Annotated in this window: 14 protein-coding genes; 5 read left to right on the top strand and 9 right to left on the bottom strand. The window is 59.3% G+C overall.

Features of this window, described 5'->3' with window-relative positions; translation table 11 throughout:
• Positions 1–441 precede the first annotated feature (441 nt).
• A complete protein-coding gene (locus tag TX76_RS15805) occupies positions 442–1254 on the bottom strand; it encodes a GHMP family kinase ATP-binding protein (protein ID WP_228842411.1) in 813 nt (270 codons plus the stop codon).
• Positions 1255–1442: 188 nt separating this feature from the next.
• A complete protein-coding gene (gene solA, locus TX76_RS15800) occupies positions 1443–2588 on the bottom strand; it encodes an N-methyl-L-tryptophan oxidase (protein ID WP_049903801.1) in 1146 nt (381 codons plus the stop codon).
• A gap of 76 nt (positions 2589–2664) precedes the next feature.
• Between solA and TX76_RS15795 the strand changes: the two genes are divergently transcribed.
• Positions 2665–3066 carry a hypothetical protein gene (locus TX76_RS15795; RefSeq protein ID WP_228842410.1) on the top strand — a complete coding sequence of 134 codons (402 nt, stop codon included), beginning with the start codon at positions 2665–2667 and terminating at the stop codon, positions 3064–3066.
• A 244-nt stretch (positions 3067–3310) separates the two neighbouring features.
• Here the strand turns inward: TX76_RS15795 and TX76_RS18765 are convergent, their stop codons facing one another.
• From TX76_RS18765 to TX76_RS15765, 6 genes are all read right to left on the bottom strand, one after another.
• A complete protein-coding gene (locus TX76_RS18765) occupies positions 3311–3583 on the bottom strand; it encodes a DUF7260 family protein (RefSeq protein ID WP_449404506.1) in 273 nt (90 codons plus the stop codon).
• Positions 3584–4105: 522 nt separating this feature from the next.
• The gene (locus tag TX76_RS18710) at positions 4106–4507 is read right to left on the bottom strand and encodes a recombinase family protein (protein ID WP_394295446.1); all 402 of its coding nucleotides are present in this window, start codon (positions 4505–4507) and stop codon (positions 4106–4108) included.
• Between the two features lie 314 nt (positions 4508–4821).
• On the bottom strand, positions 4822–5898 hold the full coding sequence (locus tag TX76_RS15780) for an amidohydrolase family protein (protein WP_079890863.1): 1077 nt from the start codon (positions 5896–5898) through the stop codon (positions 4822–4824).
• Between the two features lie 27 nt (positions 5899–5925).
• Positions 5926–6279 (bottom strand): DUF4147 domain-containing protein, encoded by a 354-nt coding sequence (locus TX76_RS15775; RefSeq protein ID WP_195156082.1) that lies wholly within the window; start codon positions 6277–6279, stop codon positions 5926–5928.
• Between the two features lie 508 nt (positions 6280–6787).
• Positions 6788–8236, bottom strand: a complete 1449-nt coding sequence (locus TX76_RS15770; RefSeq protein WP_049903791.1) for an enolase-like domain-containing protein — start codon at positions 8234–8236, stop codon at positions 6788–6790.
• Positions 8237–8396: 160 nt separating this feature from the next.
• Entirely contained in the window at positions 8397–9239 is an 843-nt protein-coding gene (locus TX76_RS15765) for a fumarylacetoacetate hydrolase family protein (protein WP_049903789.1), read from the bottom strand.
• 196 nt (positions 9240–9435) lie between these two features.
• On the opposite strand from TX76_RS15765, the gene TX76_RS15760 reads away from it, so the two are divergent.
• Complete coding sequence (locus tag TX76_RS15760) at positions 9436–10806, top strand: hypothetical protein (protein ID WP_049903787.1); 1371 nt, start codon at positions 9436–9438, stop codon at positions 10804–10806.
• A gap of 83 nt (positions 10807–10889) precedes the next feature.
• Here TX76_RS15760 and TX76_RS15755 read toward each other — a convergent pair whose 3' ends face one another.
• Positions 10890–12038 carry a Gfo/Idh/MocA family protein gene (locus tag TX76_RS15755; RefSeq protein ID WP_049903785.1) on the bottom strand — a complete coding sequence of 383 codons (1149 nt, stop codon included), beginning with the start codon at positions 12036–12038 and terminating at the stop codon, positions 10890–10892.
• A 221-nt stretch (positions 12039–12259) separates the two neighbouring features.
• On the opposite strand from TX76_RS15755, the gene TX76_RS15750 reads away from it, so the two are divergent.
• From TX76_RS15750 to TX76_RS15740, 3 genes are all read left to right on the top strand, one after another.
• A complete protein-coding gene (locus tag TX76_RS15750; RefSeq protein WP_049903783.1) occupies positions 12260–13366 on the top strand; it encodes a Gfo/Idh/MocA family protein in 1107 nt (368 codons plus the stop codon).
• A gap of 265 nt (positions 13367–13631) precedes the next feature.
• Positions 13632–14399, top strand: a complete 768-nt coding sequence (locus TX76_RS15745; RefSeq protein WP_049903781.1) for an IclR family transcriptional regulator — start codon at positions 13632–13634, stop codon at positions 14397–14399.
• A 568-nt stretch (positions 14400–14967) separates the two neighbouring features.
• Positions 14968–16296 carry an ABC transporter substrate-binding protein gene (locus tag TX76_RS15740; protein ID WP_154019109.1) on the top strand — a complete coding sequence of 443 codons (1329 nt, stop codon included), beginning with the start codon at positions 14968–14970 and terminating at the stop codon, positions 16294–16296.
• The last annotated feature ends 247 nt before the right edge of the window (positions 16297–16543 follow it).

Raw genomic sequence — 16543 nt, 5'->3', positions numbered from 1 at the left:
ATCAGGACGGATATGTGGGCATCATCGGTTTCAACGCGGCTCTCGCAGCAGAGTCGATGCTCGAAGACGATGGAGAACTCACCACAGCCCCCTGAATTGATCCACTGGCACTATCGTTGTATGGCCGCTGATTTTTTAAGTGATTCTGGCGACAAGGTGATGATACGAGAGAGGTCCGCTGGGTTCTGCGCGACATAGAATGCCACAGAGGCGTATCCGTTAGCTCACAGTAGCCAGTACGGTACGAGTCATGACCAACAGCGCGATCTCGCCATCAGAACTATCAATGAGTGCGTCACCCTGGTCCCATCCCTTGGCGAGTATCCGGCTGGAAAGTGGGCCGGTCGGTTTGCCCCCCGGCCCGTGGTTCGCGTATACTCCTACGCACGGTGTTCCCATGTTGACCGCACGTAGCACAGGCAAACACGCCTGCACGTCTCGTTATGGGTGGCTATCCCTTAGATCTTGTTGCCAATTGGCACGGATGTCGTCGCAGAGGTCGGATTCACCGCCACAGTTGTGCAGGAAGGTGTAACCTTTCTCTCTCTGAGTCCTCAAATCAGCAAATTCGCGCTCCCTCGTTCGTGATTCGAGTCGTTCGGTCGAGGAGGTTCTGCGCGCCGGTAGCGATGACGGTTTCGCCGAGCATCGCCATGCTGGCGGCACCACCGTCTCGTTCGACGCGCTGAACTTCCTCGCTGATCCGATCAGTTGCGAGCTCACTCCGCTGCACGAACTCCCATGACAGGTCGAGGAGTTCTCGGGAGAGAAACGCGACAGACTCTCCCGCCCGCACTCACGAACTCGTTCGAGTGTCTGCTCGTCATCGAGGACAGTGCTGGTAGTGATGCCATCGATCGCGGTGTACGCGAGATCGGCCGACAACTCCGAGCGCTGGGGTCCGTCACCAGTGTTCCAGACGAGACCGCCACGATCCTGAATGAAGACATCGCCGAGACCGGTCCCGGCTTCGATCTCTGCGCGATGGGCCGCTTCGAGGAGGTCCTCGCGGCTCCGTTCGAGATCGAACGCGTCGTTGGCAGCAAGCGCAGTGGCGAGGGTTGCGGCACCGCTGGCCCCGAACCCATACCCGACCGGAACCGACGCGGTCAGCGATACCGTTGCCGAGACGTCGAGCTGTCGAAGGACGTTCTCGACGGGCTCGAAGGTAGTGGGCTCTTCGTCAAGGCTGACCGATGTATCGGCACTGGACTCGACCATAGCATCGACGCCGTCTTCGATGGCGAAACTCACTCCAAACGACCCGTCTTGTGGAGATTGCGGTGGGACGAAGATCGGCGTCACACTACCAGGGGCAGATGCAGTTACCGACGAGGGGCCTCTCGTAGCCATTAGTTGCCAGCAGCAGTCGCTCGTATACAATACCTTGGTGAGGGCCCTGTGGGAGTGCAGAGTGCTCCGAGGGATTTCGATTGGAGGTTCTACGAGTCGAAGAACCGGTCGATTCGGTGGAGATCGACGGCGTGGTCGGTATCGTCAGCAGTAACGAAATCCGCAAGAATCTCGCCGACGACGGCGGTGAACTTGAACCCGTGGCCGGTGAATCCGGCGGCGACGTGGACGCTTTCGTAATCCGGGTGACTGCCGAGCACGAAGTGGCCGTCGGATGATTCGGTGATCACGCAAGTTTGGAGCTGCATCGTCGGTCCGGCTCCATCCGGAAAGTACGCTTCGGCGAACTCGCGGTGGCGTTCCTCCTCGATGGTCGTCGGCTCTCGTGGCATTTCGTCGGGATCGACGGCGTTCGGCAGCGACGGCTCGCGACCGAACTTGAACCCCGGCACGTCGTGGATCGGGAAGCCGTACCCGTCGCCGTGCTCGCCGGCGAGGCTGAACACGGGGAACGTCTCCGGCTGGAACTGCTCGGGCTCGTCGGGCTGGAGCCACGCCATGATCCGCCGGCATGGTGTGAGCTCCGACGCGAGGTCGGGGAAGAACTCGCTGGCCCACGCGCCTGCGGTCACCACCAGATCGTCGGCCTCGTAGCGACCCTTGTCGGTTTTCACTCGGACACCGTCGCCGGTTTCGCGCCAGTCGAGGACCCGCTCGCGGGCTTTGATGGTGGCTCCTTCGGCATGGGCAGCTTCGACGTGGGCGATCACGGCCTGTTCGCAGTCGACGAAGCCGCCGTCGGGCTGGTAGACCGCTCGATGATCTGATGGCAGGTCGTACCCCGGAAAGCGCTCATTCACCTCCGTCCCAGTGAGCACCTCGTGGTCGATGTCGTGTGCCTCGACCGAGCGGCGAGCCTCAGTAAACAGGTCCGCGTCGGCGGGACTGGCGTGAATCGAGCCGGTGGTGGTGAGGAGGTCGTGGCCGGTTGCCGCTTCGAGGTCGCGCCAGTTCTCGAAGGTGGCTCGTGCAAGCGGTACGTAAGAGGGGTCTTCGGGCTGTGTGAGCCGGACGATGCGGGTACTCCCGTGGCTCGACCCGCGGGCGTGCGGGACGTCGAAGCGCTCGATGCCGAGAACGTCAAGCCCGCGCTCGGCGAATCGATAGACAGCAGCACTCCCCATCCCGCCGACACCGACGACGATTGCATCGTACTGCTCGCGGGAGACGTTCATACCCAACGCCAGCGGTGGAAAGAGAAATGCATTGCTGCGATCATGGTGATCGGTAGCAAAACGCTTTACGCTCGGAATGAGTATCGCTGCCCAACCAGCACAGGACGACGAGAGCGCCCGGAACCAGAGTGACGTTCAACTCATGCCCACGTTCGATGCCGACACAACGGATATCAACGCGTTCGAAGTCGAAGACGCCGATTTGTATATCTTCAGCCAGTACTTCAATCAGGAGGAGGTCTTCGGCGAGTTGCGCGAGTGGTATGACAGCGAGCAGTATCGTTTTGAAGTGCCCACCGACAAGATGGACCGGATAGAGTCGTTTCTGGACGAGTATTTCTATCAGGTCACTCGCTTGCCACCCAACGATATCGAGCCGTTCTGCGTGGTAAAGGAGAAGTATACCGACCACGCGAACAGCCTCCGGAACTCGGTGTACCACACGAGCCGAGGGAGCAATACCGTGTTCGTGATGTAGGACCGGTTGTCGACTGAGCAGGCGGTTGAACAGGGAACGATACCGATTACTGACTCAGACACGAACTTTCGATTGTAGCTGGACGGTTCCAGAGTGGGTCGAGCGAATCATTCGGCCGTCCTGCTGCTGCGTCCAGAAATCATACCACCGTTACTCGCGCTTAGAGAGTTGAGCACGAGTAACGACGAACAGGAGGTTTGGAGAGACACCTCCGAGCGCGACGGACGTCAGAGGAAGCTCCAAGCTAAGGGTTCGGAGTCCTGGAGTTTCGTGCGTTGAGCGCGCGTTCGACACCGTGTTGGGCGTTGTGAAGCGTCTCGACGAGGTTAGTGATATCTGTCGGGACGGGATAGGTGACTGGGGGCGTCTCGTAGAGATACTGTGTGAACTCGTGATCGATGTGGTGAGTGCCCGGAATGCGCTGTTCTCGAAGGGTAGCTTGGCGATCGGCGGCGAGCTGATTACATTCAGGCGGTCGCGGGTCCGAATCCTGCTCCTCGCACTCGCTTCGATTGATTCAATCACTGAGGTCGGTGCGTTCTCTGGGACCCCTCTGACTCACAGCTGGAACTTTTTGAGTTCAAACCACGTGGGCGTCCGACGATTCGAACATTTCGACAAAACTTTCTGTACCCAGGTCGCGAACTCTGACATCGAATGCTATCTGATACCGAGTCTCCGATTCCCTAATAACGAGATATATGTCCTCAGCAGTGCGTACGTCTATATTCTGTTCTGAAACTGTCGGATTCTTGAGAGGAGGATCGAAGTACGATTCTACAATTCATTCTATAGATCCTTGGTTTCCGCTCGTTTCACGAGGGAGCACTTGCTGAACGCGCTGGTCGTCGACTTCGACGTGGCGATATTAGGCTCGGTGATCGTCGTTCTTGTCGACACCCATGAGGATGACCCGATCGAGATTGGGTGTGTCAGCCGCGACCGATCGGTAGGATTCGCCCCCATTGACGTGCTCGATCGCGGTACGCATTTCGAGGTAGCTGATCTCGCTAGCGTCGCGATCGGCCTCGCGTATCACCTAGAGGTGGCCGTCGTCGGGCCGGAAACTTGGGGACGGCTCCAAGCCACTTGCTTCGCGCTGGGCATGATCGATACCGGCTTGGATGGGTTTGGTGAGCCGGCGGCGTTCTTTCTCGGCGACCGTGGTCGAAATGTCGGCGATGAGCCTTCCGGTGCCGTCGCGTCGAACCTCGTCGACCCAGCCGTCAGTGATTATCACAGTGGTTCCAGTATCCTCACAGTGCTCGAAGACCCGCTGATAGATGCTGCCGAGCCGAGCGAGGCGGGGGATCTCCCATACGACGACGCACTGGCAGTTTTCTGTCTGTAACGCGTCGACGGGGTCGATGAATTGCTTACGTCCGGGTTCAGCACCGGACTGACCAAGCTTGACGAACTGATCGGCGCTCTTGAGATCGATGTCGCGTTCGGAAAGCCACTTGTCGATGGCGTTTCATTGGCGGGTCGCCTCTCGTGCTTTGGTCGAGGCACGAACGTAGGTAGCGTAGCGCGTCATGTGAGACCGACTTATCTACAGGGGTTTTCGACATAATGGGACGTGGGCTATCAACAGGCTGTAGATAGACAGTTGACTGCCGACAGGGAGGGAGTGTTCTGGAAAAATCTGAACGATCCAGAGGACATTTCAGTACTTCACTCGATCCTGACTTTGAGAGGTCTCCACGGATTTCACGATGACAAACAGCATATATCACTCTAGTGTTGTTCTCGGTGCTAGAGATCAAACAGCTCCACAGCCGTCGAGCGCATGATTCGTTCTTGATTCGCTTCGTCTGAGACGACGGTCTCGATGTCTGCGAGTATCGTCTGTGTATCCTCTTCGTCGAATGGGAAGTCCGTCCCAAACAAGAGGTGGTCGCTTCCGACAGTGTCGATGGCTGCCCGGAGCGCAGGCGGGTGAAACGAGATGCAGTCGTAGTAGAACCGCTCTATGTACTCGAGGATGGGAGAATCAGGCTGGGCTACCGGGTCGTCGATTTCGCTGCGTCCTCGGTCGAATCGTCCAGTCAGTTGGAGGAGCGCACCGCCCATGTGAGAGAGCACGATGTCGAAGTCGTGACGGTCGAAGAATCCGTCGTAGATCAGGCGAATGATCTGGAACGTCGTCTCGATCGGGAAGACGGCGAGTGGATTCAGAAACGACTCGTGGTCGGCCAGTTCGTCGCTCAGCGGGTTTCCGTGCGGGTGGACGAACGCAGTCAACCCCAGTTCGTCTACTCTGTCGAACACCGGTTCGAGTTCGCTCGCCGAGAGTTTTTTCCTGCCGACCGATGTCGGCAGCGCAATTCCAGCGAGGTCAAGGTCAGTGGCGATCCGGTCGAGTTCCGCGACCGCCGCCTCTGTATCCCGGAGGGGTAACATTCCGAGGCCGGCGACGTGGTCCGGGTAGCGCGATTGCAGGTCGGCGTAGCCGCGGTTGATCGCGTGGACGAGTTCCGTCGATTGGTCCGTGGTGAACGTCTCGTCGAGCGGATTCGGGGTGGAGACGGAGACCAGCGTTCGCTCGATGTCGTTTTCTTCCATCCACTCGATGCGTGCGTCGATGTCGGTGAATCCCTCGTTCACCGGGATCTGGTTCCCGGCCGCTACGCTCGCTGTGCCTGAACGTCTGTGAACCATGTACAGTGTGTCGCCGTCGGCTTTTAGCCCGACTGGCGTGTCCCATTCAAGGAGAAGGTCAACGTACGGTTCGGGCAACTGGTGGTTGTGGACATCTACCCGCATGACAGGCAGTGCATCTTCACGGACGATAAAGTTGTTGTCGGCCTCATCGGGTGTCCGAGCCCGCATCGGGGATGACGAACACGCGGAGATCGTTCACGTTCGTCCCGGTACGGTGACGACTGTCGCGTCATGCCGGTCGAGGAAACCACCCGCATCGTTGGATTCGACGGCGTGATTGTCGATCACGACCGCTCCCCTGATCCGAACGCCGAGGATCTTCTCGATGGTCTGTGCCACCGTAGCGGCCGCATTGCCACCACCGAAAACGATGACGTCGTCGTATCCGCCGAGGTCGTACCGATCCCCACGGACGACGAGGTTTGCCTCGTTGACAGAAACGTGGTCGGCGACGACCGTCGACGGTTCCGTGGCGCGGATCCCCGCCACGAGACATTCGAGTCCTCCTCGTCGCGGTTCGTCGCTGATGTCGTTGGGATTCGGCTTCACGATCCACGATCTAACGTACACGGCCATAGTAATAGCGGAGCACTCTTCGGCACGTGCTTGTAGCTGGAGCAGAGTACGGTTTCGAGGATGTTTTGAGTGCTCCTCTCTCGGGTTAGCGGTAGATACGCTGGCGTAGCTGAAACGCTCGTGCCTTTGATTGCGTAGAAGCCAACGGTTGCCGTTCTCACTCGTGACATGAATTTGACGATGCGTGGTGTCCCGAGTTTCCAGAACCGATGCCGTATTTTTTGGCGGCGTCGGCCCTGTACTTCTGCGGTTGAGCGGAGATACCGCTTTGGGGTTGTTCGCACCTCCTGCGGAGATCGTCACAGTTGCAGCGAATGGGCAGTTTCAGCGGGTTCAGTAACGGTGCTCGAATGAGCCCTTGTCCTACTGGCAATCGAGCGTCTGAACGTCTATACGTTCCTAACCGATAGACGGCGGTGCCGGTAACTCTGGCTGTGCTACTCGTCCAGCCTCAACCGCAGAAGTACAAGTGAGAACGTCGTTATTCTTCCAGATCCTCCAGCCAGATCTCAAGCGGCATGAACTGATTCGTGTCGCACTCGGCGGCGATCCCGAACGGGGCGTCGACGATCGATGTTAGATCGACCTCGCCACTGTTGATATCAAGCATGGCAAATCCGTCCTCGTGGCGTCGATACAGGTCGCCGTGTGCTTCGATGATCGTCTCCTGAATCGTCTGTGGGAACGCGTCTAACCCCCGAAAGTAGTGATGTCCGTTTCGCTCAACGTGTTTCGCGCCGATCGTCGCCGTGACGGCGAGATCCTGTAACAACTCGACTGGACCGACGGTCGTGAGGTCTTCCGCACTCAGCACGTACTGTCGGTCCATATCGATGCGATTGTGATGGGCAATCAAGCATGTGTTCGCGATTCCCTTGAATACACCCTTGCAGTTCTTGTGACTCGTCCCGGCATAGCCGTGCTCCAGCGCGGTACCGGCACTGTCGATGTACCTATCCGATTCGTCGATGATTATCGGTGGTGCGTCGTTCCACTCCGTCAACACTCGCTTGGTTTCCGGCGTGAACGCGTCGTCTCGCGCGAGGGGTTGTTCGACGTACGCGAGACGGTCGAACAGCGACGATAGATTCGGGTCTGCTGTGTGTGTCTCCCAATGACGCTTGAATTCCCGTGCGGAATCGTACCCCTCGTTTGCGTCCACCGTACAACGGTACTCGTTGACGTCAAGTTCGTCCAATAAGTCGACGATTCGGGAAAGCCGATCCCCATCGAACGCACGGTCGGCGGAAAGTTTGATTTTGAAACAGGTCACGCCGTCCTCACGGACGTACTCGGCGAGGGTTTGTGGCAGTCCGTCGTCGAGTTGCTCGGACGGCGTCACGTCGGCGGTCGTCAGCGGGTCGCCATGACCGACAGTGTGTCGGATCGCAGTCGATCGTCGCGGTTCCTCCGGCAAGAGGTCTGCGGGTTCGTACACCGCCAAGTCGTCGTAGATCGTTCCCAAGTCGATGCCCAAAGTGTTTTTCCGGACCGCTTCCCCGAACGATTCGTTTCGATGACAACAAACGGCGTCTATCAGCGCCTGCTCGACGAGACTTACTCCGTACGTCCAGAGCAAGGGTGGGTGGTCGGTGTCGGTCGCCCACTCACGCTGCTTCGCGTACAACGCTTTCCAGAAGGCAAACGCGGTCGGTTCCGGATTGAGCGTTCGGGCACTGTCCGCCGCCGAACGGAAGGCCTCGATCATGTTCCGCAAACCGTTCTCGAGGCTCATGCTAGGGTCCTTGTAGAACCAGCCAGGGAGCAGCCCTCCCATCGCTATCCCCTGCTGTGTCGTGCCATTGATATCCGCCTCTATCTGGAGAAACACCTTCGGAATTTCGGTGACCTCGACGTTCCCGAAGTGAAACGGCATCCGGGTTTCCAGATCGAGAACATGGAACTCCGTGGTCGATACTGAAATCGCCATGGAAGGAATGGACCCCCGCCGCGTATATATCCCTTTCCACGGTGGACGCTCTTACTTGGGGCGCGGGGCGGCGAACCGTCCGTGCCGAGACAGCGGTGTCTCGTGTGGCGAGAAATCATCAACGGGAGGAACTGATGCTTGGCCCTGAACCCGGAATGGGTTACTCGCCGACAACCGGATTCACGAGCGTACCGATTCCCTCGATTTCGGCCTCACACGTCTGTCCGGGTTCGAGCAGATCGACGGGATCGCGGAAGATTCCGACGCCGCCCGGCGTGCCGGTCGAGACGATGTCGCCGGTTCGAAGCGTCATGTTCCGGCTAACGTAGGAGACCAACTCCGGAACATCAAAAATGAATTGCCGCGTGTTCGAGGCCTGTTTCGTGTCACCGTCGACTCGCAAGGCGACATCGACCGAGTTGGGATCGTACTCCTCGCCGGTGACCAGCGTCGGACCCATCGGCGAGAACGTGTCGTAACTCTTCCCTCTAAAGAACTGGTCGTCGGAGAACTGCGCGCTCCGCCCACTCACGTCGTTGAGGACGGTGTATCCGGCGATGTAGTCGTATACCTCCCCCTCTTCGAGGTTCTTGGCGGTACGGCCGATAACGACGGCGAGCTCGACCTCGTAGTCGACCTTTTCGTTCGGGGGATGAACGATCGGGCTCCGGTGGTTCGTGACGGTCGTCGGGGCCTTCGCAAAGAGGAGCGGTTCGTCCGGGATCGCTTCGTCCTGTTCGTCGGCATGGTCGCGATAGTTGAGTCCGGCACAGACGATCTTTCCGGGCCGTGGAACCGGTGCCAGAAGATTCGCTTCATTCGCGTCGATCCGTGAGAGTGTACCATTCCGGAGTTTTTCCCGCACCTGATCGAGATATCGCCGGTTGGTGATCTCCTGTAGCGATGGGATCCCTTCCGGAAGATCAGCAAGGGCGTGGATCGCCGAGTCCGACTTGACACCTAGGGTAGGACCGGAACCGCCGTTGTATCGAACAAACTGCATTGGTCAAGTAGGACAGGCACGTGTACTTAAATGTTCAGGTATGATCTCTGCCAAATCCGCCGAGCCTGTGATGGATGTGGAACCATTCATCCACACGATATATGCGGCGAAACGGCGAGCTGCATCAGCCATATCAGCAATCGCCTCCTGATTCGCTTGAGACATATTTATCAGTGAACCTGCCAAGCGGTACACCATGGATTCGAACCGATCACGCGGATCGCTTGCCGTCCCGGAACAGTCGATCCGTGAGGCATGTGGTGAGACGCCGCTTCCGGAAATGGGACTCATCGAGCAGGTCTGGGAGACGGACCCGATCCCCGCCGACGCCATCGGGGATCGCGCGTCGCAGGCTCTTGGATCGCTCCCGCTGGATGACCTGCCGGCCGGCGGTGAGATCGCACTCGGTGTCGGGAGTCGCGGCATTGCGAACCTCTCTACCATCGTCGCTGGGGTGGTCGCGGAGGCGCACGACCGCGGATACGAACCGTTCGTCTTCCCCGCGATGGGGAGCCACGGCGGTGCCACGGCAGCGGGCCAGCGCGAGATGCTGAACGATCTCGGCGTGACAGAGCCCGCGATCGAGTGTGAGATCCGCTCCAGCATGGACGTTGTCGAGGTCGGTCGCACCGACGAGCGGGGCGTGCCGGTCGTCGCCGACGCCAACGCGATCGAGGCCGACGCGATCGTCCCGATCAACCGGATCAAACCACATACCGATTTCGACGGCTCGATCGAAAGCGGCCTTTCGAAGATGCTCGTTATCGGAATGGGAAAGCAACGCGGGGCGAAGATCGCTCACGACTGGGCGGTCGACTGGTCGCTGCGGGACATGCTCCCTGAGATCACCGCACGGCTGCTCGCGGAACTGCCCGTTGTGGGTGGCGTCGCAGTTTTGGAAGACCAACGCGACGAAACGACGCACATTGAGGGGATTCCACCGGAAGGGCTCCTCGATCGGGAGGTGGAACTCCTCGAACGGACCTACGAAATCATGCCGAAAATCCCGTTTCAGGACATCGATGTCCTCGTCCTGGACCGCCAGGGAAAGGACATCAGCGGCCAGGGCATGGATACTAATGTCATCGGTCGTCGGCCGTTCGCAATTCAAGAACCGGAACCCGAAACGCCGAGTATCAAACGGATCTACACGCGCGCGCTCACCGAGACGACTCACGGAAACGCCATGGGTATGGGCTCGGCCGATTTCGTCCATCGGGATCTCCTCGCCGAGGTGGATATGCCGACGACGCTCATCAACGCACTAACGGCGAGCACTACTAGGGGCGTTCGCCTTCCACCGGCCGTCGAAACCGACCGTGCCGGCCTCGTGGCGGCGCTCTCGACCATTGGTGTCGTCGATCCGGCGACCGTTCGCGTCCTTCGCGCAACGGACACGATGCGCCTCCAACGCCTGTACGCCTCGACGGCCCTGGTTGAGGAGGCACGCGATCGCGACGACCTCCGTGTTCTCGAGGAACCGTCACCGATCCGCTTCGAATCGGGCGCTTTTACCGCACCATCGCCGTACGAGCGTTCCGCCAGTGCCGATACGGGAGGCACGTGAACTACGTTCGTCACCCGTCACACTTCCGTTTCGCTCCATGGACCCCATGGTCGATGGCGCTCTCGCGTCGAACGGCTCCCTCCTCAGATCCGGAGTTCGTCGACCGTAACGCGCCGTTTTTCGTCCCAAGAGCGGTGGCTTGCCTCGGTGAGCTGGACCCCCTTCGCTCCGGCGCGGAAATCCCAGGGGAACGGTTCGTCCGCGACGACGTAGCGGATGAACTCGGCCCACTGTTGTTTGAACGCGTTCTCGAACTCCCGGTTGTCGGGCACCCGCTCCCAGTCCTCGTGGAAGTCGTGTTCGGTCGGCTGGTCCGGGTTCCATTCGGGTTTCGGCGTGTTGGCGCGGTGTTGGGTCGTGCACTCCCGTAATCCTGCGACGGCGCTTCCCTCCGTGCCGTCGACCTGTATCTCGAGTAAGTCGTCGCGCTTGACCCGTGTCGTCCACGAGGAGTTGAGCTGGGCGACGGTGTCGCCCTCCAGTTCCATGATGGCGTATGCCGCGTCGTCAGCGGTGGCCTCGTACTCGTCGCCATTCTCATCGACCCGGTTGGGGATGTGGGTCCTTCCGAGACACGTCACAGACTCGACTCGACCGAAGAGACTCTCCAGAACGTAACTCCAGTGGGAAAACATGTCGTCGATGATCCCTCCACCGTCTTCTGCCCGATAGTTCCAGGAGGGCCGCTGTGCCGGCTGGCCGTGACCACTGAACACCCAGTACCCGAACTCGATACGCACCGAGAGTATGTCTCCGAAAAATCCCTGATCGATCAGCCGATCGAGTTTCATCAACCCGGGAAGCCAGAGTTTGTCCTGAACGATGCCGTGCTTGACGCCGCTTCGTTCGGCGACACGTGTTACCTCTAGGGCCCTGTCTAGGTCCATAGCCAGCGGCTTTTCGCAGTACACGTCCTTTCCCGCCTCGATGGCTCTCCGGAGCGCGTCGGGCCGCCGTGGCGTGATCTGCGAATCGAAGTAGATCTCGTCGTCGCCGTCCAGACACGATTCGAGGTCGGGGTCGGCGGTCCACCGGTCGACGCCGTGCTCCTCGCTCAATGCTCGCAACTTACGCTCATCCCGCCCGACGAGCATTGGTTCCGGAATCACGTGCTCTCCGGAGGGCAATTCGACACCGCCCTCGTCTCGAAGCGCTAGGATCGAACGGATGAGATGCTGGTTCGTTCCCATCCGGCCCGTCACACCGTTCATAATAATGCCAATTTCCTGCATGGATCTACTACCTCGTCTCATATGACACGGCACATGGTAACAACGTTTCGGTCACCTGATGGAGAGCACCCTGGCAGATCCGTGGCGGTTGAAGTTTCGACCGAGTGAATGGAAGGCGAACGGTTCTCCGTCCGCTGGAGGACCATCACCGACCCGACATTCCACATCAGCGGTACCGGTGACCAGAATCTTCATATATGTTCCCGACCCGGTGTGTGGCCATGGGTGTGAAAACAGGGTACATCGGCGTTGATCACCATCACCGCGATCCGTACTTCGCTATCGCAAGCGGGCTCGGCGTCGACATCACGGCGGTCTGTGAACCGGGTCGACGGATCGATCTCGAAAACCTCGCCGCCATGGATGAGCGACCGGACGAGATCACGACGGAGAGCCAGGAGGTCGCTGACCTCGTGGCTGGAGCGTCGGTCTACGAGAACCCCCACCGCTTGCTCACCGAAGGGGACATCGAGGTAGTCTGGATCACCTACCGCAACGACGAGACGCCGTCGATCGTCGAAACCGCCGTGGATGAGGGTATCCACGTCATTAGTGAAAAGCCAATCGGGCGGACGGCTGCCGACTTGGAGGGGATAGCGAAGCGGGCGAACGAGTCAGGCATTACTGTCTCGCCGACGACGTTCTACCGAGCGAACCCCGTCACGATGGATCTCCGTGACCGAGTCCGTGACGGCTTTTTCGGCGACGTCTGGACCGTCCAGGGTCGGTTCAATGCTAGCCAGCTATCCTATCGGAACACCGAACACTACATCTACGATCAAGCGACGAGTCGCGGCGGTTCACTCCAGTGGATCGGTCCCCACTGGGTGGATATGATACCCTGGGTGCTCGACGATCCGATTTCGGAGGTAAACGCCCGGTTCCACCGAACGGACGAGGTCGACATTGAGGCGGGCGCGGTCCTTCAGTTCGAGACCGAGGGTGGTGTGTTGGGGACGTACCACACGGGCTACTACCTGAGCGAACGGGGCAAGGATACACATCTCGGCATCTACGGAACCGACGCCCAGGCTAGGACCCCGGTCCATCATGACTCGCTTCAGCATGAGCCCACAGTTCCTCTTGAACTCACAGCGGATCACCACGACTGGTCGGGTGCTCCCCGCCGTACCATCGACTACGAGTTCTCATACGACCGATTCCCAGCCTGGGGCGACTACGTTCGGGACTATTTCAAATCCTTCTTCGATGGCTACGAGACTGGGGATGTGCCGGCGACCGTCGACGACGCGGTCCAGTTGCTTCGCGTTCTCGACGCGGCCTACGAATCTGACGACCGCGGCGGATGGATCGAAGTAGCGGAGTGAGGTCACCGATTTCGTATCAAGAACCACGTATCCTCGATATGTTTTCTCGAACATAATTGGTGGTTCGGTGCGGAGTACGAAGGGAACGTGACTGTGACTTCCATGGTCACCGCAGCGTCGGGCAGATTCGCTATCACCTTTCCTCGGGTCTTGGATACTTTGTAAAAGGGATTTCTGAGAACGAACACTCATCGATCGACGGTCGGACCCTCAAAAATCGTTCGATTATCGTGAACGTTATTAGCAAAGGCCGGCTCTGCGGAGTATGGTAGACGACAATGAGTCAAAAACCCTAAACACGACCGCGATGTCGATCGAGATACTCGAACTGCTTGAAGAAATCGACGGCGGACGGGTCACCGAGATCGCGGAGTTGATGGAGGCCCCGAAGAGCACGATTCACGGCCACCTAGCGACGCTGAAGTCGACGGAGTTCGTAATAAAGCGGGGCGACATTTACTATCTTGGGCCGGAGTTGCTTCGGCTGGGCAACGAGGTCCGCACCCGCAAAAAGGCGTTCGTGCTGGCACGCGAGTTCACGGAGAAGATGTTCGAACAGGTCGGATTCCGGTCGAACTTCTCTGTAGAGATGGGGGGGAAAGCCGTGTTCATCCACTCAGCGTCGGGCAACAAGATGGGATGGGCACACGAGCGCATGGGAAACCGGCTGTACCTACACAGCACGGCGGTCGGGAAATCGATACTGTCGAAACTGCCCCGACGGCGCGTTGAGCAGATCCTCGACAGGTGGGGATTGCCCGCCGAGACGAACCAGACGATCACGAACCGAGCGGATCTGTTCGCGGAACTTGAGGAGATACGCGACCGGGGATATGCCGTCAACCACGAGGAGAACATTGAGGATCTCCACGCGGTCGGCGTGGCGGCGACCGAACAGTCCGGCGACGTCATCGGTGGGTTCAGCATCACCGGCCCGAAACACTCCTTTGCCGGCTCCGAGCGGGAACGGCAGCTCGCGGAGGTGCTCACCGAACTGGTAAGCGAGTACGAACTGGAACTATCCCTCGTTTGAGTGTCTACCCTTCCCGAATCGGTGGGGACGTGGAACGCTCCCGGTAGCTATGTCCGCCGAGTTCTCTCAAGGTCCGTTCGATATATGGGAATAACATAAGTAAAAACTAGATGTAACACTGATATTGTCGTTATTTTAGACCGGAATCTGTCCCCTAGTGACCGATTTTTGCCAGTCGCGCGTTCGATTATTTCGAACGATCTCTGCCTGAGGTTCATCGAGACGAATAGCCCACGCTCGTCAATGTTGAAGACGATCTCGCGCGGCCGCGGTCGTCCACTGATGTGAGCCGACCGCGGCCCGTGATACGATTTGCCGCTAGATCTGTTGGAGTGGAGGTTCAAGCGTGAAACCTGGGTAACTCGCCCGTTCGTCGAAGCGTGGTTCGGCCTGCTTAAATACCGAACAGGATGCTTCTGGCACCGGTTTCCCTTCGAAGTACTACCTGCCCCACCGGATCGTAACCCACCGCCTTCGCAACGCTTCCCGATGCGACGTCCTAAACTTGATACTTCCTTGCCGGAATCAACAGCAACATTTATATACTCGGCATCACATCTGGATGTGTATGACAGACAAAGGCATGGACAAGGCCAAAGAGAGTATCATCGAAGAGCTTGATGCTACCCTACCAGGTGAGATAGACAGACGAAAGTTCCTGCATGGGTCGGCAGGTATGTTGGGAGTAATGATGTTCGCGGGTTGTACCGGTGACGGTAACGGTGGTGGCGGTGGCGGTGGTGGTGATGGTGCCGAGACGACGTCTGGCGGTAGTGATGGTGCCGAGACGACGGCTGGCGGTGGTGATGGTGCCGAGACGACGGCCGGCGGTGGTGGCAGTAGTAGTGGATTCATGGACGAGGAGGAGGTCGTGTTCACCGCCTCTTGGAAGAAAGAGCCGACCCACGGGACGCCACACATCGCGGAGCTCGAAGGCTACTGGGCTGACGAAGGCGTCCCCAACGTCGATGCCCAGCTAGGCAACGGCTCGGACACGGAATCGTTGAACATCGGAACCGGGACCACGGAGATGGGCTATGCCTCCTTCGCGACGGCCATCTCGGTCTGGGATGGCGGCGAGGAGGCCGAAGCGCTGGACATGAGCCTGGTTGGCAATTACCTGGCACGGCCGTTGCTCTCGTTGATCTACCGGACCGACGAGGTGTCCGGTCCCGCCGACCTCGCGGGCAAGGACGTCCTGCTCGCGTCGGGCTTCGCCTCCTCGACCTGGCCGATGTACCCCGAACTCGCCGGCGTGGACGGCAGCGAAATCGGCACCAGGGCCGCGGGCGAGGAGGTCGGCCCACCGACCCTGGCCTCCAACGATGTACAGGCCGTCTGGGGGTCGATCGACCTCCTGACCGCTTACGAGGAGGCGGCCGACGTGGAGCTCGGCGTCGTCCCCCTGACCCAGTTCGGTGCGATCCCCGGCCAGTCGATCTGGGTCAACAACGGCTGGTACGAGAACAAGGAGAACAGCGAGGAGTTCATGGCCGCCGTGCTCACCGGGTTCCACAAGACCATGAAGTGGGTGCTCCTGAACGGCGACGAATACCTCAACCTGATGCAAAACGAGGTCAATCCCAACCTCCAGACCTGGACCGAGGAGGAGCTGCGGGGTCAGTACGAAACCTCCGTGGCGGTCATGATCAACAACAGCTACCAGGAGGAGCAAATCGGTTACTTCACCGAGCAGGGCGTCCAGGTTGGACGCGACGGCGCCGCGAATGCACTCCTCGACGACCCGTCCGTCGTGCCAGCGGCCAGCGAGATGGTCAATCGCGCGCCGTTCGAGGCCTCGGAACCGGTCGAGTTCACGGACGACGAGTGGGCCCAGGTTATGGAGACGGGTGGCCGGTTCGCCGAGATATTCGCAGAGGCCGAGTCGGGTAATTGATGGGACCGTTGTAACCATTTTCAGCCGTTGCATCGAGTTCCGAATGTCGCGATCACTGGAGCCCGCATACAGTGTCGGATCCATAGCAAATTACAATGGTCCCTATGAGGCCGTCAACGGGAACCGACCCGTGTCGGTCGCCGTTTCGAAAACGAGCACGAGATCGAAAGTACACGGCCGCGAGGCTGGCCGGAGAGCCTGCCGTCCCGCCGCGCGGGCAGACGCACGTCACATTTAAACCGTTCGA

The sequence above is a fragment of the Halococcus agarilyticus genome (genome assembly GCF_000334895.1).
Lineage (GTDB): Archaea > Halobacteriota > Halobacteria > Halobacteriales > Halococcaceae > Halococcus > Halococcus agarilyticus.
The sequence above is the reverse complement of the archived record's forward strand: the minus strand, read 5'-3'. Positions and strand labels throughout refer to the sequence as shown.